The organism is Sphingomonas cynarae, assembly GCF_039537815.1.
GTDB lineage: Bacteria > Pseudomonadota > Alphaproteobacteria > Sphingomonadales > Sphingomonadaceae > Sphingomonas > Sphingomonas cynarae.
Window position 1 is genome coordinate 24,707 of record NZ_BAABBF010000005.1, and the last position, 18,102, is coordinate 42,808.

19 protein-coding genes and 2 tRNA genes are annotated in these 18,102 nt (G+C 67.7%); 11 read left to right on the forward strand and 10 right to left on the reverse strand.

Annotated features, from left to right (window positions below):
* Positions 1-62: 62 nt before the first annotated feature.
* A complete protein-coding gene (gene greA / locus ABD719_RS11315; protein WP_192129639.1) occupies positions 63-539 on the forward strand; it encodes a transcription elongation factor GreA in 477 nt (158 codons plus the stop codon).
* 14 nt (positions 540-553) lie between these two features.
* Positions 554-1,186, forward strand: a complete 633-nt coding sequence (locus ABD719_RS11320; RefSeq protein WP_344693488.1) for a rhomboid family intramembrane serine protease — start codon at positions 554-556, stop codon at positions 1,184-1,186.
* 31 nt (positions 1,187-1,217) lie between these two features.
* Here ABD719_RS11320 and ABD719_RS11325 read toward each other — a convergent pair whose 3' ends face one another.
* The 5 genes from ABD719_RS11325 to ABD719_RS11345 all read right to left on the reverse strand — a co-directional run bounded on the left by ABD719_RS11325 (position 1,218) and on the right by ABD719_RS11345 (position 3,243).
* The gene (locus ABD719_RS11325; protein ID WP_192129652.1) at positions 1,218-1,445 is read right to left on the reverse strand and encodes a DUF4170 domain-containing protein; all 228 of its coding nucleotides are present in this window, start codon (positions 1,443-1,445) and stop codon (positions 1,218-1,220) included.
* A gap of 92 nt (positions 1,446-1,537) precedes the next feature.
* Entirely contained in the window at positions 1,538-2,014 is a 477-nt protein-coding gene (locus ABD719_RS11330) for an ElaB/YgaM/YqjD family protein (protein ID WP_244646974.1), read from the reverse strand.
* 22 nt (positions 2,015-2,036) lie between these two features.
* A complete protein-coding gene (locus ABD719_RS11335) occupies positions 2,037-2,342 on the reverse strand; it encodes a DUF3618 domain-containing protein (protein WP_344693489.1) in 306 nt (101 codons plus the stop codon).
* Positions 2,339-2,710: a phage holin family protein gene (locus ABD719_RS11340; protein ID WP_344693491.1), complete on the reverse strand. Its 372-nt coding sequence runs from the start codon at positions 2,708-2,710 to the stop codon at positions 2,339-2,341. Before ABD719_RS11340 ends, ABD719_RS11335 begins: the two co-directional genes overlap by 4 nt.
* Positions 2,707-3,243, reverse strand: a complete 537-nt coding sequence (locus ABD719_RS11345; RefSeq protein ID WP_344693492.1) for a hypothetical protein — start codon at positions 3,241-3,243, stop codon at positions 2,707-2,709. The genes ABD719_RS11340 and ABD719_RS11345 overlap by 4 nt, the downstream gene beginning before the upstream one ends.
* Before the next feature lie 139 nt (positions 3,244-3,382).
* On the opposite strand from ABD719_RS11345, the gene eno reads away from it, so the two are divergent.
* Together eno and ABD719_RS11355 are read left to right on the forward strand one after the other, a co-directional pair.
* Positions 3,383-4,663 (forward strand): phosphopyruvate hydratase, encoded by a 1,281-nt coding sequence (gene eno, locus ABD719_RS11350; RefSeq protein WP_344693493.1) that lies wholly within the window; start codon positions 3,383-3,385, stop codon positions 4,661-4,663.
* A 3-nt stretch (positions 4,664-4,666) separates the two neighbouring features.
* Complete coding sequence (locus ABD719_RS11355; RefSeq protein ID WP_344693494.1) at positions 4,667-5,008, forward strand: FtsB family cell division protein; 342 nt, start codon at positions 4,667-4,669, stop codon at positions 5,006-5,008.
* Positions 5,009-5,051: 43 nt separating this feature from the next.
* On the opposite strand, the gene ABD719_RS11360 is transcribed toward ABD719_RS11355, so the two are convergent.
* The gene (locus ABD719_RS11360; RefSeq protein ID WP_344693495.1) at positions 5,052-5,879 is read right to left on the reverse strand and encodes an alpha/beta fold hydrolase; all 828 of its coding nucleotides are present in this window, start codon (positions 5,877-5,879) and stop codon (positions 5,052-5,054) included.
* Between the two features lie 78 nt (positions 5,880-5,957).
* Entirely contained in the window at positions 5,958-7,367 is a 1,410-nt protein-coding gene (locus ABD719_RS11365) for an MFS transporter (protein ID WP_344693496.1), read from the reverse strand.
* 144 nt (positions 7,368-7,511) lie between these two features.
* On the opposite strand from ABD719_RS11365, the gene ABD719_RS11370 reads away from it, so the two are divergent.
* From ABD719_RS11370 to ABD719_RS11395, 6 genes are all read left to right on the forward strand, one after another.
* Positions 7,512-9,614, forward strand: a complete 2,103-nt coding sequence (locus ABD719_RS11370; RefSeq protein ID WP_425567158.1) for a prolyl oligopeptidase family serine peptidase — start codon at positions 7,512-7,514, stop codon at positions 9,612-9,614.
* A 123-nt stretch (positions 9,615-9,737) separates the two neighbouring features.
* Positions 9,738-10,088, forward strand: a complete 351-nt coding sequence (locus ABD719_RS11375; protein ID WP_425567160.1) for a hypothetical protein — start codon at positions 9,738-9,740, stop codon at positions 10,086-10,088.
* 83 nt (positions 10,089-10,171) lie between these two features.
* Positions 10,172-11,404 carry an AI-2E family transporter gene (locus tag ABD719_RS11380; protein WP_425567161.1) on the forward strand — a complete coding sequence of 411 codons (1,233 nt, stop codon included), beginning with the start codon at positions 10,172-10,174 and terminating at the stop codon, positions 11,402-11,404.
* 56 nt (positions 11,405-11,460) lie between these two features.
* A tRNA-Asp gene (locus tag ABD719_RS11385) sits at positions 11,461-11,537 on the forward strand.
* Between the two features lie 75 nt (positions 11,538-11,612).
* Positions 11,613-11,689: transfer RNA gene (locus ABD719_RS11390), tRNA-Asp, on the forward strand.
* Between the two features lie 155 nt (positions 11,690-11,844).
* Positions 11,845-14,445 (forward strand): M1 family metallopeptidase, encoded by a 2,601-nt coding sequence (locus ABD719_RS11395; protein ID WP_344693497.1) that lies wholly within the window; start codon positions 11,845-11,847, stop codon positions 14,443-14,445.
* Positions 14,446-14,451: 6 nt separating this feature from the next.
* Here the strand turns inward: ABD719_RS11395 and ABD719_RS11400 are convergent, their stop codons facing one another.
* Entirely contained in the window at positions 14,452-15,318 is an 867-nt protein-coding gene (locus ABD719_RS11400; protein WP_344693498.1) for an exonuclease domain-containing protein, read from the reverse strand.
* Positions 15,319-15,605: 287 nt separating this feature from the next.
* On the opposite strand from ABD719_RS11400, the gene ABD719_RS11405 reads away from it, so the two are divergent.
* Positions 15,606-15,863, forward strand: a complete 258-nt coding sequence (locus ABD719_RS11405; RefSeq protein WP_344693499.1) for a hypothetical protein — start codon at positions 15,606-15,608, stop codon at positions 15,861-15,863.
* A gap of 10 nt (positions 15,864-15,873) precedes the next feature.
* Here ABD719_RS11405 and ABD719_RS11410 read toward each other — a convergent pair whose 3' ends face one another.
* A complete protein-coding gene (locus ABD719_RS11410; RefSeq protein WP_344693500.1) occupies positions 15,874-17,310 on the reverse strand; it encodes an NAD-dependent succinate-semialdehyde dehydrogenase in 1,437 nt (478 codons plus the stop codon).
* A gap of 43 nt (positions 17,311-17,353) precedes the next feature.
* Positions 17,354-17,917 (reverse strand): DUF1993 domain-containing protein, encoded by a 564-nt coding sequence (locus ABD719_RS11415; protein ID WP_344693501.1) that lies wholly within the window; start codon positions 17,915-17,917, stop codon positions 17,354-17,356.
* Positions 17,918-18,102 lie beyond the last annotated feature (185 nt).

The following is an 18,102-nucleotide window of genomic DNA, read 5'->3' on the forward strand; positions in this document are numbered from 1 at the left end:
TCGACTGATACGCGAACTGCCCGCCTATGGGCGGGTCGACGAACTGGAATTGGGGAATATACATGGCGACCGTCGAAAAGATGCCGATGCTCCAGGAGGGCTATGAGACGCTCACCACGGAATTGCGGCGTCTGAAAGCCGAGCGGCCGCACATCGTCGATGCGATCGAGGAAGCGCGGGCGCATGGCGACCTGTCCGAAAATGCCGAATATCATGCCGCCAAGGAGCAGCAGGGCCAGAACGAGGCCACGATCTCGGACATCGAGGACAAGTTGAGCCGGGCGCAGATCATCGATCCGCGCGACCTGTCGGGTGACAAGGTAGTGTTCGGGGCGACGGTGACGCTGCTCGACGATGACGACAAGCCGGTGACGTACCAGATCGTCGGCCAGACCGAGGCGAACGCCAAGACAGGGCGGATCAGCTATAATTCTCCGCTGGGCCGGGCGCTTATCGGGCGCAAGGTTGATGAGGAGGTCGAGGTGTCGGTGCCGGCGGGCGACCGTTACTACGTCGTCTCCAAGATCGCCTTCATCTGACACCGTCGTCCGACATGCCGGGATCGTCACGCGCGACGGTGGTGATCGCCGCCGCGACGGTGCTGGTATCCGCGCTGCTGATCCTGACGGGGACGCTGTCGCAGGCCGCGATCGGGGCGGGCTTCATCCCGTTGCGTGTCGACGGGGCGGTGTTGCCGTCCGGTCTGGCGGTCGCGGTGCCGTTATGGCTGACGCCGCTGACCGCGACGTTGATCCATGGCGGCTGGGCGCATCTGGCCTTCAACCTGCTGATGTTCGTGTTTTGCGGTCGGGAAACCGAACGCGCGGTGGGTGCGGGCGGGATCGCGATCCTGTATCTAGTCGGGGCCTATGCGGCGGCGGCGATGCAATGGGTGTTTTCGCCCGCCTCCGCCCTGCCGATGATCGGGGCGAGCGGGGCGATTTCCGCCGTAGTCGGTGCCTATGCGGTGCTGTTCGGAAAGCGCCGGACGAAGCGGATGGGGCCGGTGCCGGCGCATATCATCCATATCGTCTGGCTGGCGGCGGCGTGGATCGGCATCCAGTTGCTGATCGGCTTCGCGGGCATGGGTGGCGTGACGGTGGCGATCGGTGCGCACATCGGCGGTTTCGTCGCCGGACTGGTGCTGGCGCGACCGTTGCTCGGCTGGCGATATCGGCGGGCCTGAGCCACGCCGCTATCGCCAGCAGGCCGGTATATCAGGCAGGCTTGACGAGATCGGGTTCGAGCAGCCGGTGCAGATGGACGACGACGAAGCGCATTTCCGCATCGTCGACGGTGCGCTGGGCAGCGGCGCGCCATGCCTTTTCGGCGCTGGCATAATCCGGGAAGACCCCGACGACCTCCAAGGCGGACGGGTCGATGAAATCGAGCGTTTGCGGATCGCGGACTCGGCCGCCGAAGACGAGGTGAAGTTTGCTGCTCATGGCGGCCACTTCTAGGCAATGCGCGGGGGGGCGGCAATGCTCGTGTTGCGCTGCGGCGCGACCCGATCAGATCGCGCCGCAACCGATTGGGATCAGACGGTATCGGACTTACGGGCGGCGCTGGCCGCAGCCGAACCGGCACTCGACACCGCCTTGGCGACGCCATCGAGCAGCGAGCGGCCACGATCGCGGGCCGCACCGGGGGTGAGGCCGGCCTGATCGAGTTCCTGCTTGCCGGCTTCCTTGGCGGCGGCGAATGCCTGCTGCACCGTCGCGCTCAGCTTGCGGCCGATCGGAGCGAGCAGTTCCTTTTCCCTGGCCGTGCGCGGCAGCAGCGAGCCGACGAGCGCGCCCACCACGAGGCCACCGGCCAGCACACCGAGCGGATTCGATTCGATGCCGTCGGCGGCGCGATGTGCGACCTCCTTAGTGGCCTGCACCGAGGTGTCATAGGCGTCGGCCGCCTTGTCACGCGCGTCGTGATAGACGCGCGATGCCGATTCGCGGGCCTGATCGTAGGTGGAGCGGTGATCGGGGTGGTTGGGGTCTTGCCGGTGGGTATCGGTCATGATGGTCATCCTTGACGAAGGTTCAATCGGAGGATCGGGGGGCGGCGGGTACGGGCTTGCGCGCGCGGCGGCGGCGGAAGATGCCGGCGATGCGATGCCGGGCCAGCACCAGACCGGTGGCCGCGACCGCAGCCGCGACGACGCCGGGATTGCGACGGGCGCCGTCCACCCCGACGCTGACCGCGGTCAACCCGACCTGTCGGGCATCCTCGGCCAGCACCGCCGGATCGAGGCGGGCCTGAATATCGGACACGGTGCCCGACAGACGCAACCGGGCGGCTGCCGCTTCCGCCTCGGCGATGGCGAGATCGGTTTTGGGGCCGCTCATTGCGACAACTCCGGTGCGGCAAGCTTGCCGCGGCCGATCACCGCCAGGACGGCGGCGATGACGAGGACGACCGCCACGACGATCAGCGTCGCCGCCAGCGGGCCGACCAGGGTCGCGAGCGCCCCGATCAATCCCACCAGCAGGGCGACAAGCGCCGCCAGTGCCAGTATTCCGGCGGCGGCGAAGAACACGATCGCGGATTTATAGGCCGCGATGCGTTCCGATGCCTTGGCCTTGTACAACGTCACCTCGGCCGACACGACCGACCGACTTTCGTCGATCAGCCGACCGATCAGCGTCGTCAGTCCCGGTTCGCCCATGCCGTGATCCGGCGCGGGCATCGCGCCGTCAGAGGGCATCGCCGTCATCCCTGATCCCGGGTTTCGACACCCGCCTGGACGAGCCGGGCGACCACGAAGCCGAGCGCGGCGGCAATGCCGATCGCCACGCCGGGGCTGGCCTTCACGAAGCCGCGGGCATCGTCGATCAGGGCATCGACGTCCTTGTTGCGGACCGTATCGGCGAAGCCCTGCACCTGATCGGCGGCGGAGCGGGCATATTGGCCATATTGCTCGCCCAGCTTGCCATCGACCTGCGCGGCGGCATCGGTAAGCAACTGCGATAGCTGGTCCAGAGCGGAACCGGCCCGTTCCTTGCCGTCATCGGCATAGGCGCGCAGTTTTTCGGTCGCCTGACCGGCGGCCTTGCTGGCGCCGTCGCGGATCGCCTGCTTCGCATCGAGCTTCGGCTTGGCGCCGTCGGTATCGGTGCGATCGGTGTCGGAGCCACCGTCGTTCGTGCGATGCGCCGGGTCGACATCGAAGTCGGTCGTCGCGGTGGTTGCCGGGGCGGCGGGGGCGATGTCGGCGTCGGTCAAGGGCTTCAGATCGTCGTCGGGCATGGTCCGTTCCTTCAAATCGTTGCGAGGTTCAACCCAGTCGTTGCGGTCGCGGTTCCCTGCAACCGGTACGGCAATCATTGCTCGCTTCACGCCGTCGCGATAGGAGCGATGTGAACAGACCGCACCGGGAGCCGCTGCCTTGACCGCCATCATCGATATCCATGCCCGCCAGATCCTCGACAGCCGTGGCAATCCGACCGTCGAGGTCGACGTGCTGCTGGAGGATGGCAGCTTCGGTCGTGCCGCCGTGCCATCGGGCGCATCGACCGGCAAGCACGAGGCGGTGGAGCGGCGCGACGGCGACAAGAGCCGCTGGGGCGGCAAGGGCGTCGACCAGGCGGTCGAGGCGGTGAACGACGAGATCGCCGACAAGGTGATCGGCATGGATGCAGAGGACCAGGCCGATCTCGATACCGCGATGATCGAGCTGGACGGCACCGACAACAAGGGCCGGCTGGGTGCCAACGCGATCCTGGGTGTCAGCCTGGCGGCGGCGAAGGCGGCGGCGGAAGCACGCGGGATGCCGCTGTACAAATATGTCGGCGGCGTCGCGGCGCATCTGATCCCGGTGCCGATGATGAATATCATCAACGGCGGCGAACATGCCGACAATCCGATCGATTTCCAGGAATTCATGATCATGCCGGTCGGTGCGTCGAGCATCGTCGAGGCGGTCCGCTGCGGTTCCGAAATCTTCCACACGTTGAAGAAGGCGCTGCACGACAAGGGACTGGCGACCGGCGTGGGCGACGAGGGCGGCTTCGCGCCGAACATCGCGTCGACCACCGATGCGCTCGATTTCATCATGCGGGCGGTGGAGACGGCAGGGTACAAGCCGGGCGAGGACGTGATGCTGGCGCTGGACTGCGCGGCGACCGAGTTCTTCAAGAATGGCAAGTACGACATCAGCGGCGAGAACCGCATCCTGTCCAGCCATGAAATGGCCGAATATCTGGCCGACCTGACGCGGCGCTATCCGATCCTGTCGATCGAGGACGGCATGGCCGAGGACGATTTCGAGGGCTGGAAGGTGCTGACCGACCTGATCGGCGACAAGGTGCAGCTGGTCGGCGACGACCTGTTCGTGACCAACCCGAAGCGGTTGCGGCAGGGGATCAAGGACGGCCTCGCCAATTCGCTGCTGGTGAAGGTGAACCAGATCGGCACGCTGACCGAGACGCTGGAAGCCGTGTCGATGGCCCAGCGTGCGAAGTACACCGCGGTGATGAGCCACCGGTCGGGCGAGACGGAGGATGCGACGATCGCCGATCTGGCGGTCGCGACCAACTGCGGCCAGATCAAGACGGGCAGCCTCGCCCGGTCGGACCGGTTGGCGAAGTACAACCAGCTGATCCGGATCGAGGAAGAACTGGGCGACGCGGCGCGCTATGCCGGCCGCGACGTGCTGATCGGGCGATAGGCGATGCGCGCTGGCTCCAAATCGTCGGGCAAGTCGCGTAAACCGTCGACGCTGCGCCGGACGTTGCGGCGGGCCGCGATGCCGGCGGCGGTGCTGGCGGTGATGGCGTTCTTCGGCGCCTATGCGGTGCTGGGGCCGAACGGTGCACTTGCTTATGGCGATTACAAGCGGCAACTGGCGAAGCGCGAGCGGGAATATGCGGTGCTGGACCACAAGCGCGAAGTGCTGCGCAACCGGGTGGCGCTGCTCGATCCCGACCATGCCAATCCGGACATGGTCGACGAGATGGTCCGCAAGGAACTGAACGTATCCCACCCGGACGAGGTGATCGTACCGCTGAAGTAGGGTGGGGGCCGGTCGTCATGAACCGCCCCCCCCCAAGACGCGGTTACCGGCCGAGGAAGGTCAGCAAATCCTGCGTCAAGCGATCGCCATGGGTGACGTTCAGGCCATGGGGCGCGCCGTCATATTCGACCAGCTGGCTGTTGGTGATGCCGGCGGCGGCGGCGCGGGCCGAGGCGTCGATCGGCACGGTCTTGTCGCCGGTGCCATGGACGATCAGCGTCGGCACCCGGAACGCGGCGAGATCGGGCCGGAAATCGGTGTGGCTGAACGCCTGCGCACAGGCCAGCGTCGGCTTCAGCCCCGCCTGCATGGCGAGGCCGGTCGACCAGTGGACGACATCGTCGCTGACCGGATGGCTGATATAGCCGACGCCGTAGAACTGCGGCACGAAGGTGTGACGGAAGAACTTCGGCCGGTCTTCCTTGATGCCATCGGCGATCTGGTCGAACGTCGACTGTGGCGTACCGTCCGGATTGTCGTCGGTCCGGAGCATATAAGGCACGACCGACGAGATCAGGCCGGCGGCGACGACGCCCTTGCCCCCGTGGCGGCTCATGTAGCGCGCGACCTCGCCGCCGCCCATCGAGAAGCCGACGATGGTGGCGTCCTGATCGGCGCCCGCTTCCTTCATCACGTCGGCCAGATCGTCGGCCAGCGTATCGTAGTCATAGCCCGACCATGGCTGGCCCGACCGGCCGAACCCGCGCCGGTCATAGGCAATGGCGCGGAAACCGGCATCGGCCAGCGCCATTGCCTGTTCGTCCCAGCTGTCGGCGTTGAGCGGCCAGCCGTGGAGCAGGATGACCGGCTTTCCCGAACCCCAGTCCTTGACGTAAAGGTCGGTGCCGTCACGGGTTTTGACATAGGGCATCGGGGATTCTCCGGGTGGATTGATGTGTCGCGACAACGCCTTGTCGCTGGCCCCGTTCCCCCGCCGGGCCGCTGGCCGCTACCGGACCTGCGTGCCGGGCTGGGCGTCGGCGGCCTCGTCGCGCCGCGGGTTGCGCAGCGACGGGCGCAACCGGGCGAGGCTGCACAGCCCCGCGACCAGCGCCAGCGCTGCCGCGATCAGCGCGGGATCGCCACCCGTGCCCAGTCCCATTGCCAGCAGCGCCGCGACCACCGTCGCGCCCGTCGTCTGCCCGACCATGCGGGTGGTGGAGATGAGGCCACCGGCGGCGGCGGCGCGTTCGCGCGGGGTGGAGCCGATGATGAGCCGGGCGTTGGGCGACAGGAACAGCCCGAACCCCGCCCCGGTCAGCGCCATCCGCCACGCTATCGCCAGATAGTCCGGATCGGCGGGCAGGAAGGCGAGCGCGGTCAGCCCCGCGATCGCCAGCGCCATGCCGACCCCGCCGAGCAACCCGGCGGGATAGCGATCGGACAGCCAGCCCGCGAGCGGCGCGACGATCATCGTCGTCAGCGGCCACGGCGCGATCGCCGCGCCGATCTCCGACGGGGCAAAGCCGAAGCCGTGCTGGAGCCGGAAAGGCAGCGACAGCAGCAGCGTCATACTCGCGACAAAGGCGGTGAAGGCGCCCAGCGTCGATAGCGCCAGCACCGGTTTCGATAGCAGGTCGACGGGCAGGATCGGTGCGACTTCCCCCCGTTCGCGGCGGATGAACAGGATGCCGACCAGCACACCCGCCGCGACGATCGCGGCGGAGACGACCGGGCTGTCGCCATGCACCGCCGTCTCCAGCCCGCCGATCACCAGTCCGAACATGCCCGCGCACATCACCGCGCCCAGCACGTCGAACGGTTCTTCGCGCGGCGCGGGGGCGGGCAGGGCGCGACCGAGCAGCAGGCTGACGATGGCGAAGGGTACCGCGCTGGCGAACACCCAGGGCCAGGGCGCGACGCCGAGGATCAGGCCGCCGAGCGTGGGAGCGAAGGCGGCGGAGGAGGATACGACCACCGAATTGATGCCCAGTCCCCGTCCCAGTTGCCGCGTTGGATAAATCGACCGCAACAGGGCCGACGAGACACTGAGCGCCGCCGCGGCGCCCAGCGCCTGTACCGCGCGGACGATCAGCAGGAACGGCAGGCTCTTGGCGAAGAAGCAGAGCAGCGTCGTGACCGCGAACACCAGCTGGCCCCATTGATACAGGCGTTTCAGGCCGATCCGGTCGCCCAGCCCGGAAAAGGGCAGTAATGTCATCACCAGCACCAGTTGATAGACGGTGACGACCGCAACCGCCGAACTGGGGGCGACGTTGAGGTCGCGCGCGATCGTCGGCAGCGCGACGGTGGCGATGGCGCCGTCGATCACGACCAGCGCGGTGCCGGCGGAGATCGCGGCGATGGCGAGGAAGCGTTGCGGCGTTCGCAGACCGTCGACGGGGGCGGGATGGGTCATATCGCGCCTAAACTCGCGAACGGGACAAGCGTCGCATTGATCGCGGCGGCGTCACCCGGCACAAGGCCCCGGAGCAAGACCGGGTACGGGGCTTTGCGACAGTGGCTGGGGAGATCATCGATGCGGAAACGGACCCGAAGGGGCATGACAGTGGCAACGGCCAGTGCGTTGGCGATAGCAGCCGTGGTTGCGATCACGCCGCTGGTGGCGCAGACGACGGCGATGACCGACGATCCCTATATCTGGCTGGAAGACAAGGACGGCGCCAAGCCGCTCGCCTGGGTGGAGGCCGAGAATGCCCGCACCCTGCCGCGATTGCAGAACGACCCCCGCTATGCGGGCTTCTATGCGCAGGCGCTGGCGATCGCCAGCGCGGAGGATCGCATCCCGATGCCGGACCAGCGGTTCGGCCGCATCTATAATTTCTGGCGCGACGCGCAGCATCCGCAGGGCATCTGGCGCTGGACGAGCGAGGCGGATTACGCCGCCGCGCAGCCGCGCTGGACGACCGCGCTCGATCTCGATGCGTTGTCGAAGGCCGAGGGGAAGCAGTGGGTGTGGAAGGGGGCGAACTGCCTCCAGCCCGAGGATCGCTATTGCCTGGTCAATCTGTCGGCGGGTGGCGAAGATGCGGTGACGCTGCGCGAATTCGACCTTCAGACCGGGCAGTTCGTGCCCGGCGGGTTCGATCTGCCGACCAGCAAGCAGGGGGCGGCGTGGCTCGATCGGGATACGCTGCTCGTCAGCCGCGACTGGGGGGCGGGGACGCTGACCGCGTCGAGCTATCCGTTCGTGGTGAAGATGGTGAAGCGCGGCCAGCCGCTGGCCGCAGCGACCGAGGTGTATCGCGGTGAGCCGGGCGACCAGCTCGGCACCTATGCCGGCGTGATGACCGACGGGGCTGGGCACCGGCTGGTCCTGATCGGACGGCGGCAGCAGTTCTTCGGCGGCGATACGCTGGTGTGGACTCCGAAGGGGACGCACAAACTGGACATTCCGGCACGGGCCCACCCGGTCGGGATGGTCGCGGGCCGGGTGATCTTCGAGACGAGCGATCCTTGGGGTGCGATCCCCGCCGGCGCGGCGGCCTGGGTGCCGCTGGCCGAGATCGAGGCAGGCAAGGCCACGCCGCGCCCGCTGTTCACCCCGACACCGCGACAGGCGGTGCAGGAGGTGGCGACGACGCGCGACCGGGTGATCGTGGCCTATACCGACAATGTGCGTGGCCGCGTTTCGGTACTGGCGCCGGCGGGGGATGGCTGGTCGACGCGGGCAGTGCCGGTGGCGGAGAATCTGGCAGTGGGGGTGGCGAGCACCACCGATCGCAGCGATCTGGCCTATCTGGGCGTCACCGGCTTCACGACGCCGACGACGCTGCAGTCGATCGACGCCGGCGCCACTGCCGCCCCGCGAACCGTGAAGTCGCTGCCGGCGAAGTTCGACGCGACGGGACAGGTGGTCGAACAGTTCGAGGCGACCTCGACCGACGGGACCAGGGTGCCGTATTTCGTCGTCCATCGCCGCGACCGGCCGCTGGACGGCACGACGCCGACGATCATGACCGCCTATGGCGGGTTCGAGATCTCGCGATTGCCGAGCTATCTGGGATCGACGGGCAAGCTGTGGCTGGAGAATGGCGGCGCGTTCGTGCTGGCCAATATCCGCGGCGGCGGCGAGTTCGGCCCGGCGTGGCACGATGCCGGTCGCAAGACCAAGCGGCAGGTGATCTACGACGATTTCGCATCGGTGGCGCGCGACCTGTTCGCCCGCAAGATCACCAGCGCGAAGAAGCTGGGCATCTATGGCGGATCGAACGGCGGGCTGCTGATGGGCGTGGAGTTCAACCAGCATCCCGAATTGTGGAATGCGGTGGCGATCGGCGTGCCGCTGCTGGACATGGTACGTTATGAAAAGATCGCGGCGGGCGCATCATGGGTCGACGAATACGGATCGGTGACGGTGCCGGAGGAGCGTGCGTTCCTGGAGAAGATATCTCCCTACGCCAACATCCGGCGCGGCGTGGCCTATCCCGAGCCGTACATCATGACGACCACCAAGGACGACCGCGTCGGCCCGCAGCATGCCCGCAAGTTCGCGGCCCGGCTGAAGGAATATGGCCTGCCCTATCTGTTCTACGAGGATACCACGGGCGGCCATTCCGGCGATGCCGACATCGCACAGGGTGCGCGGTTGCAGGCGTTGCAGACGACCTATTTCGCGCAGAAGCTGATGGGTCCGGCCAAGTGAGCGGCGGGGCGGGGGTGGAGCATCCCCCGCCCTTGTCCCGCGGCGGGCCGCGTTCCATCGTGAAACGATCCATTCGCCATATCGTTATTGCTGCACTGCGGTAAAACGGGCAGAGGGAACGGGATGAACGACATGAGTGCCAAGGTCGAGCGCCCCAATGCCGGCCCGCCGCCATCGCCGGCGGTGATCTTCGAAGCGATCGTCAAGCAACTGGCGGTCGCGGCGACCTATAATCGCGGCGAGGTGACGCTGGCACCACACGCGATCTATACCCGCCATGACGAATTGTACGTCGATGCCGTCACGCTGGAGCGTGATGGCCGCCCGCCCAAGGAAGAAAAGATCGGCGCGTTCAAGCTCGCCGGGCTGGGTGCCTTGCGGATCACGCCGCGCCGGTTCCAGGGCAGCAAGTTGCATAACCCGGCCGAGCCGCGTTATGCCGGCACGTTGCTGATGGCGATCGAGCAGAACTGACGACGGACCGGGCCGTTCGTCGGCCGGTTTTGACGATTGCCGGGGTGGTGGCGCCCGCCGCCGATCCGCCCTAGGATCGCGCCATGCCCGAGCGTGACCGCCTGTCGACCCCCGATACTCCTGCCGACAACCTGCTGGGCGTGCCTGTGGGCGTGGGGGCGGACGATGCGGTGCGGATCGCCATGCGGCGCGACCGGCTGCTCGCCGCCCTGACGCTGACCGCGGGCATCGGACTGGCGATGGCGCTGCCGTTCGCGCTGAAGGAGGGGGCCGAATTCTTCCTGCCGCTGACGACCGCGCTGGTGATCGCGGTGGCCCTGGTGCCGGTACTGGAATGGCTGGAACGGCGGCGGGTGCCGTCGACGCTGGCGGCGCTGATCTGCCTGTTGAGTTTCATCGTCATCGTCAACATCGCGCTGGCGGCGATCGTGGTGCCGGCGACCGATTTCTTTCGCCTGCTGCCGTCGCGGCTGGGGCGGATACAGGACAATCTGGCCCCGTTGTTCGACCTGTATTCCAACCTCGAAGCCTATGTGAACAAGACGCTGCGGCAGATCGCCTCCACCCCGATCCGCCGGCCCAGCACCACGGCGGTCGCGGCCCCCGGATCGGTGCTGGAACTGGCCGCGACCTCGGCCCCCGCGCTGATCGTGCAGGTGCTGTTCGGCGTGCTCATCATCTTCTTCTTCCTGTCCGGCTGGACGCGGATGCGGCGGCGCACGATCACCGGCCGCACCAGTTTCGACGGGGCGATGGCGACCGCGCGGGTGATCCAGGACGTGATCGACGACGTGTCGGCCTATCTGGGGACGATCACCGTCATCAACGTGACGCTGGGCGTGGTGACGGGCGCGGCACTGTGGGCGATCGGGATGCCCTATCCCGCCATGTGGGGCGGGATCGTCGCGCTGCTGAACTATATCCCCTATTTCGGGCCGGTCATCGGCGCGTTCCTGCTGGCGCTGGGCGGTCTGATGACCTTTTCCGACATCTGGATGGCGATGCTGCCCCCGGCGATGATGTACGGATTCCACCTGATCGAGGCGAACGCGATCACGCCGTTCGTGGTCGGCCACCGGCTGACGATCAGCCCGCTGCTGATCCTGATCTCGCTGAGTTTCTGGGGGTGGGTGTGGGGTACGCTGGGGGCGTTGCTGGCGGTGCCGCTGCTCATCATCATCCAGACCGTGCTGGGCGCGGCGGGCAAGCCGGACATCGCCGGGTTTCTGTTCGAACACGGTACGCTGGTCCAGCAGCGCGGCAACCGGAAGCGCCAGCGCAACGATGCCGGCGACGACGGACGCGACGATACATGAAAAACGCCCGTTGACAGGGCGGGGGGGCTCGCCTAGTTGGCCGGCCTCGCTTCCAAGCGGGTGTAGCTCAGTTGGTTAGAGCGCCGGCCTGTCACGCCGGAGGTCGCGGGTTCGAGCCCCGTCACTCGCGCCATTCCCTGACCGGAATGGAGCAACCCATCGAAGCCGAAGTCCATCGTGGACCGCACCGACGCGGTCTGCAGGGTCTGCGGGTGTAGCTCAGTTGGTTAGAGCGCCGGCCTGTCACGCCGGAGGTCGCGGGTTCGAGCCCCGTCACTCGCGCCACCCATGATGGGTGGCGCCACCGCCGCGCCCCGCGAGCGAATGATTATCTCCCGTTCCAGACGCCCCCCGATCCCGCGAGCGCTCCGTTTGCCACCCCTTGTCCCGTCGGCGGGACGGTGTACCGGTGCGACAAACGCCTTTCGCCGGAGTTAACGATGAACAAGCTTGCCGTCCTTCTTGCCGTCACTGTGTCCGGACCGGCACTGGCGCAGGGGCAGTTGCCGACCGACGTCGTACCGATCAGCTACGACATCAACGTGCGGCCGGATGCGCAGACGCTGCTCTTCTCCGGTTCGGAAACGGTGACGGTGCAGGTGCGCCACGCGACCCGGACGATCACGCTGAACGCCGCCGATCTCGACATCATCGGCGCCACGTTCGACGGTCGCGCGGCGCGGGTGAGCGTCGACAAGGAGGCACAGCGCGTCACGCTGCGGCTGCCGCGTGCCGCGAAGGTCGGCCGCCACAGCCTGTCGATGCAGTGGACGGGCAAGATCAACCGCTCCGCCTCCGGCCTGTTCGCGATCGATTACACCAAGGCGGACGGATCGCCGGTGCGGATGCTCGCCACCCAGTTCGAGGCGCCCGATGCGCGTCGCTTCGCGCCGATGTGGGACGAACCGGCGTTCAAGGCGCGGTTCCGCCTGAGCGCGGAAGCGCCGGCGGGGCAACTCGCCTTTTCCAACATGCCGGCCACCAGCGTGACGTCGATCGCCGGCGGCAAGCAGTTGTACAAGTTCGGCGAGACGCCGGTGATGTCCAGCTATCTGCTGTTCCTCGGCATGGGCGATCTGGAGCGCAAGACGCAGCGCGCCGGGACGGTCGAGATGGGGATCATCAGCCGCAAGGGCGTGGTCGGGCAGGGCGATTACGCGCTGGGTGCGGCGGCGAAGCTGCTGCCCTATTACAACGATTATTTCGGCCAGCCCTATCCGATGCCCAAGATGGATCATATCGCCGGGCCGGGTTCCAGCCAGTTCTTCGGCGCGATGGAGAATTGGGGAGCGATCTTCTATTTCGAAAGCGAACTGCTGTTCGACCCCGCCCGCGCCACCGAAAGCAACCGCCAGCGCATCTACACCGTCGTCGCGCATGAAATGGCGCACCAGTGGTTCGGCAACCTGGTCACGATGCGCTGGTGGGACGACCTGTGGCTGAACGAGGGTTTCGCCTCGTGGATGGAAGGCAAGGCATCCAACAAGTTCAATCCCAGCTGGGATTCGCACGCGGCGGCGGTCATCGGCGAGCGCGAGGGGGCGATGGGCACCGACGCCACCGCCGCGACGCATCCGATCATCCGCAAGATCGCCTCGGTCGAGCAGATCGGTGAGGCGTTCGACGGCATCACCTATGCCAAGGGCCAGCAGGTGATCGGGATGCTGGAGGCGTATCTGGGCGAGGTGCCCTTCCGTGCGGGCGTGCGCCGCTACATGGCGAAATACAAATACGGCAACACCGTCACCGATCAGTTGTGGACCGAACTGGAGGCGGCATCGGGCAAGCCGGTGACCGCGATCGCGCACAGCTTCACGTTGCAGGGCGGCGTGCCGCTGGTGTCGGTGGCCGATGTCCGCTGCACCGGGGGAAAGACCACCGCGAGCGTGTCGCAGGGGCGTTTCGGACTGGATGAGGCGTCGAAGGCGGCGCAGACCTGGCAGGTGCCGGTGACGTTCGGGATGGTGGGCGGCAAGAGCCCCGGCGAACGCACCGATGCGATCGTCAGCGGGCCGGCGGCACGGCCGGTGTCGTTGACCGGCTGTGGTACGCTGGTCGCCAACCTGGGCAAGCAGAGCTATGCCCGCGTCCTCTACGACCGGCCGGCGCACGATGCGCTGGTGCGCGACTTCACCCGCATGACGCTGGAAGACCGGCTGGGCCTGCTGGGCGACGATTTCGCGCTGGCGATGGGAGGCTATCAGGATCTGGCGCGCAGCTTCGAGACCGCGGACCGGGTGCAGACCGGCGCGCACCCGCTGGAATGGCAGGCGGTGGCGGGCGAGATGGGGACGCTGACCGGCTTCTTCTCCGGCACGCCGCTGGAAGCGCCGCTTCGTGCCCGCGCCATCGCGCGGCTGTCGCCGGTGCTGGCACGGGTGGGGTATGAACCGAAGGCCGGCGAAACCGCACCGACCTCCAACCTGCGCGAGACGCTGGTCGGCCGGCTGGGCGCGAACGGCGATGCGGACGTGGCGGCACGGGCGCGTCGTTACGTGGCGCAACTGGCTGGCAACCCCACCGCGATCCCGCCCGCGATCCGCGCGCCGATCCTGTCCACCTACGCGACCAACGCGACCGCGGCGGAATGGGAGACGCTGCTGGCGCTGACGAAGGCGGAAACCAATCCGGTCGCGAAGAACCGGTTCGTCGTCCTGCTGGGCGGCGCGCGCGATCCGGCGCTCAACCAGCGGGCGCTCGACCTGCTGCGCACCGACACGATCACCGCCCCGCAAAAGGCATCGCTGCTGCGCGCGATTGCCAATCGCAACCCCGACCTCGCCTTCGACTGGGCGGTGGCGAACCGCGATCTGGTCGAGGCGTTCCTGGAGGAAAGCACGCGGTCGGGCTATATCGTCGGCCTGGGCGCCGGATCGAACGACCCGGCGATGCCAGGGAAGATCCAGCGTTATGCGGACCAGTATATCAAGGAAAGCGACCGGGGCGGCGTGCGCCGGGCGCTGACGACGATCGCGGTCCGCAAGGCTGCGGCCGACCGCATCCGCCCGGCGGTGGAGGCATGGCTGGCGGGCGGTCGCTGAACGACGTCAGCCAGCACCTGGTGAGCGAAACGGGCGGGGGTCGAACCCCGTCCGTCGCAGCGCCGCCGCCGATACGATTGTGACGGACCGGCCCGCGGCGATGGCCTTCATGGCCCGACGATAGGCCGTGGCGTTCGTTATCGATGGCGGAAAGGGGGCGGCGGCGGCGATCACCAGCATCGTCGTCGTCAGGCCCATGGCGGCCATGATCGTGCCGCCCCGCGCGGCGAGCTGATGCGCGAGCGGGCCGTCGCGCGGTTCGCCGAGGATCGCGATCCGTTCGCCCCGCAACGGCCCGTCGGCGGCGGCGGGCGGGGGTGGTCCCGGTTGCCGGGGCGGGGCCATCCAGTCGGCCAGCGACAGTCCGGTATGATCGATCGCCTTGACGATGACCCACCCGGCGGCGCGCGCGTCGCTCAAGGCGTCGTGATGGCGGTGGGCGATACCGAGGTAACGCGCCAGACCGCCGAGACGGTGATTCTCCAGATCGGGCCATGCCAGCCGGGCGACGCGGACGCTGTCGAGCCAGCGCGTCTCGATCGACGGGCGATCATGCACAAGGCAGGCGGCGTGAAGCGCCCCCTTGTCGAAATACGAATGCGCGACCGTGATCCGGCCAGCGAGATGGCCGTCGACGATCGCATGGACCTGCGCGAAGTTGGGCTGGCCGGCGACATGATGCGCGGCGATGCCATGGATGCGGGTGTTGACGGCGTGGAACTCGTCGCACGGATCGAGCAGCGTCTCGTAGGAAAAGACCTCCCGGCCGTCGCGGAAGCCGACGATGCCGATCTGGCAGATGCTGCTGACCCGGGCGCAGGCGGTTTCGACGTCGATGACGACGAAATCCGGTTCGGTGGCCGCGTCGCGCATTTGATCGGCATCCGTCAGCCGGCCCGCCATTCGTCGTATTTCGCTCATCGTGGCAGAATATGGGGGCGCGGTCGGTGATCGCCAGCGTGGATGGCTGTGCAGCCGCCGTGATCGCACAGGAACGTCCTTGCACGACGGCAGGTGGAAACGGTTCGATCAGCTACCATGGCCCTCGCCGACCGGTCCCGGTTTCCGCAGGTAAACGGGAGGGGGCCGAGAACCGGACGGCGGCGATGTTCCCCGCCCGCGATCCAGCCGCTATGGGCGGCGTCGGCTGGAGGTGCCCGATGGTTGACGATTATGCCCATGGCCGACGCGACGGCCTGCGGCTGGCCCTGTCCGTGCTGGCGGCGGAGGAGGCGAAGTGGGCGGCATTGCTGGGCGAAAGCCCGTCATGGCGGACCAACGCCATCCGCGAGGTGCGGCACAAGACGCTGCAGGTCGCCCAAAAGCGCGTGCAGACGGTGCTGGGCCGGCTGACGCCCAAGGACGATCCCGCCGCCGATGCGGAGATCGCCCAGGCGCTGGAGGAAGCCGGCCTCTGACCCCCTCCGGTCAGCTGATATGCACCGTCTTGGTGACGAGATGGGCGGCGATCCCTTCCGGCCCGTCTTCCGACCCGTGGCCGCTTTCCTTGATGCCGCCGAACGGGCTGTCGGGATAGCTGAGGCGGACGTTGTTGATCGCGATCATCCCCGCCTCGATCGTATCGCCCAGCATGTTCTGCCGACGACCGTTCTCGGTGAAGCAATAGGCGGCGAGGCCGAAGGGCAGGCGGTTCGCCTCCGCGATCGCATCCTCGTCGGTCGCGAAGCGGCTGAGCAACGCGATCGGGCCGAACGGCTCCTCGTTCATCGCCCGCGCGGCGGTGGGCACGTCGGACAGGACGGTCGGCTGGAAGAAGAAGCCGGCATCGCCATCCCGGTCGCCCCCCGCCAGCAGACGCGCGCCCTGCGCGGTCGCATCGCCGACGAACTCCGCGATCGCGTCCGGGCGGCGGGCATTGGCCATCGGTCCCATCTGGCTGGCCGCATCCATGCCGTCACCGACCCGCAGCGCGCGGGTCCGCGCCGCGAACCCGGCGGCGAAGCGATCGTAGATGCCGTCCTGCACCTGGAAACGGGTCGCTGCGACGCAGACCTGGCCGGCGTTGCGAAACTTGTGCGCGACCAGCGTGTCGAGCGTCCGGTCCAGATCGCAGTCGTCGAACACCAGCACCGGGCCGTGACCGCCCAGTTCCATCGTGGTGCGCATCATCGTGTCGGCGGCCAGCTTCATCAGCGCCTTGCCGACCGGCACCGATCCGGTGAAGCTGAGCTTGCGGGTGATGGGCGAGGCGAGCAGATGGCGCGACACCATGTCGGGCACGCCGAACACGCACTGGGCGACGTCGCCGGGCAGTCCGGCATCCTGGAAGCAGCGCATCACCTCCACGGCGCTTCCTGCCGTCTCCTCCGACGGCTTGATGATGATCGAGCAGCCCGCCGCCAGTGCCGGCGCCAGCTTGCGCACGACGTTCATGATCGGGAAGTTCCACGCGCAGAAGGCGGCGACCGGGCCGACCGGCTGGTGGAGGACCATCGAGCGCGAACCGGCGGGGCGCGGCAGCACCCGGCCATAGACGCGCTGACATTCGGCGGCGTGGAAATCAAGCAGGGCGGCGGCAAAGGCGACCTCGCCCTTCGCCTCCGCCTGGATCTTGCCCTGTTCGAGCGTGGCGACGCGGGCGAGGTGATCGACGCGCTCGCGCAGCAACTGCGCCGTCCGCGTCAGCACCGCCGCGCGCTCGGCCGGCGGGGTCGCGCGCCATGCGTCGAAGCCCCGCTGGCTGGCCGCCAGCGCCCGATCGAGATCGTCCTCGGTCGCGAGCGGCAAGGCGGCCTGCCCGGCGCCCGTCGCCGGGTTCAGCACGTCACGCGTGTCGCGCCCGGTCGCACCCAACCATTCGCCCGCGATATAGAGCCCCAGCCTGGCATCATAGGTGGCATTCATCGCCCGTCTCCGTCTGTTGTGGTCTGTACGTGATCCCGTCGCGTCAGGCCGCCGGCATCGTGCCGGGGCGCAGACAGCCGAACAGATGGGCGACGTAATCCGCCTTGCCCAGCTCGACTCCCTGCGCGCGCAGGATCGCGTAGGCGGTCATCACGTGGAAGTAGAATTGGGGGATCACCCAGTCGCGGACATATTGTCCGGCGGTGAAATCGAATACCATGCCCTGCGGCAGGCTGTGGGCGATCGGGGCGGCCGGATCGATATCCGGCATGGTCGCGGCGGCGACTTGCAGCGCGGCCAGCGTCTCGGCGATCCGGGCCTGCGCATCGGCGATCGATCCGGGATGTCCGGCGGCGTTGCGCCCTTCATCGCGCAATACCGCGATCGTTGCCGGGAAGGCTTCGCCGCGCAGGCGGGCCACGCCTTCTAGTGCCTGAACGCAGGCAAACCGGATCTGCGTGGACAGGGGAAACATGTCGGGCGCAAGCCGGGCGGACAGCAGTGCCGCCTCGTCACCGGAACGTTGCGTCGCCGCCTTGTCCAGCCAGTTCGACATCGTGCCGAGCATCTGCGTGCAGGTGGGTAGCAGAAGGTCCGGCAGGGTCATGATGCACTTTCCTCAACGGGGGACGGCCGATCGGCCATGGCCGCCCGTCTACGCCCGCAGCGGGGGCGATGCCATAGCCGTGCACGACCGACCCGAAACCGTCGCCGTGCTGACATAACACCGTCATGACAGATGCTTAACGCATCGTTCATAATGATGGGAGACACTTAGATGCGTGCCGTTTC

What these genes read in the sequence shown, in the direction of transcription:
- ABD719_RS11400 (WP_344693498.1), bottom strand. Translation starts at nt 15,318, where the DNA reads ATGCGCGACGCGGCCACCGAACCGGATTTCGTCGTCATCGACGTCGAA.
- ABD719_RS11355 (WP_344693494.1), top strand. Translation starts at nt 4,667, where the DNA reads ATGCGCGCTGGCTCCAAATCGTCGGGCAAGTCGCGTAAACCGTCGACG.
- ABD719_RS11405 (WP_344693499.1), top strand. Translation starts at nt 15,606, where the DNA reads ATGGTTGACGATTATGCCCATGGCCGACGCGACGGCCTGCGGCTGGCC.
- ABD719_RS11330 (WP_244646974.1), bottom strand. Translation starts at nt 2,014, where the DNA reads ATGACCGATACCCACCGGCAAGACCCCAACCACCCCGATCACCGCTCC.
- ABD719_RS11345 (WP_344693492.1), bottom strand. Translation starts at nt 3,243, where the DNA reads ATGCCCGACGACGATCTGAAGCCCTTGACCGACGCCGACATCGCCCCC.
- ABD719_RS11360 (WP_344693495.1), bottom strand. Translation starts at nt 5,879, where the DNA reads ATGCCCTATGTCAAAACCCGTGACGGCACCGACCTTTACGTCAAGGAC.
- ABD719_RS11395 (WP_344693497.1), top strand. Translation starts at nt 11,845, where the DNA reads ATGAACAAGCTTGCCGTCCTTCTTGCCGTCACTGTGTCCGGACCGGCA.
- ABD719_RS11380 (WP_425567161.1), top strand. Translation starts at nt 10,172, where the DNA reads ATGCCCGAGCGTGACCGCCTGTCGACCCCCGATACTCCTGCCGACAAC.
- ABD719_RS11325 (WP_192129652.1), bottom strand. Translation starts at nt 1,445, where the DNA reads ATGAGCAGCAAACTTCACCTCGTCTTCGGCGGCCGAGTCCGCGATCCG.
- ABD719_RS11365 (WP_344693496.1), bottom strand. Translation starts at nt 7,367, where the DNA reads ATGACCCATCCCGCCCCCGTCGACGGTCTGCGAACGCCGCAACGCTTC.
- ABD719_RS11320 (WP_344693488.1), top strand. Translation starts at nt 554, where the DNA reads ATGCCGGGATCGTCACGCGCGACGGTGGTGATCGCCGCCGCGACGGTG.
- ABD719_RS11340 (WP_344693491.1), bottom strand. Translation starts at nt 2,710, where the DNA reads ATGACGGCGATGCCCTCTGACGGCGCGATGCCCGCGCCGGATCACGGC.
- ABD719_RS11375 (WP_425567160.1), top strand. Translation starts at nt 9,738, where the DNA reads ATGAACGACATGAGTGCCAAGGTCGAGCGCCCCAATGCCGGCCCGCCG.
- ABD719_RS11410 (WP_344693500.1), bottom strand. Translation starts at nt 17,310, where the DNA reads ATGAATGCCACCTATGATGCCAGGCTGGGGCTCTATATCGCGGGCGAA.
- ABD719_RS11370 (WP_425567158.1), top strand. Translation starts at nt 7,512, where the DNA reads ATGACAGTGGCAACGGCCAGTGCGTTGGCGATAGCAGCCGTGGTTGCG.
- greA (WP_192129639.1), top strand. Translation starts at nt 63, where the DNA reads ATGGCGACCGTCGAAAAGATGCCGATGCTCCAGGAGGGCTATGAGACG.
- ABD719_RS11335 (WP_344693489.1), bottom strand. Translation starts at nt 2,342, where the DNA reads ATGAGCGGCCCCAAAACCGATCTCGCCATCGCCGAGGCGGAAGCGGCA.
- ABD719_RS11415 (WP_344693501.1), bottom strand. Translation starts at nt 17,917, where the DNA reads ATGACCCTGCCGGACCTTCTGCTACCCACCTGCACGCAGATGCTCGGC.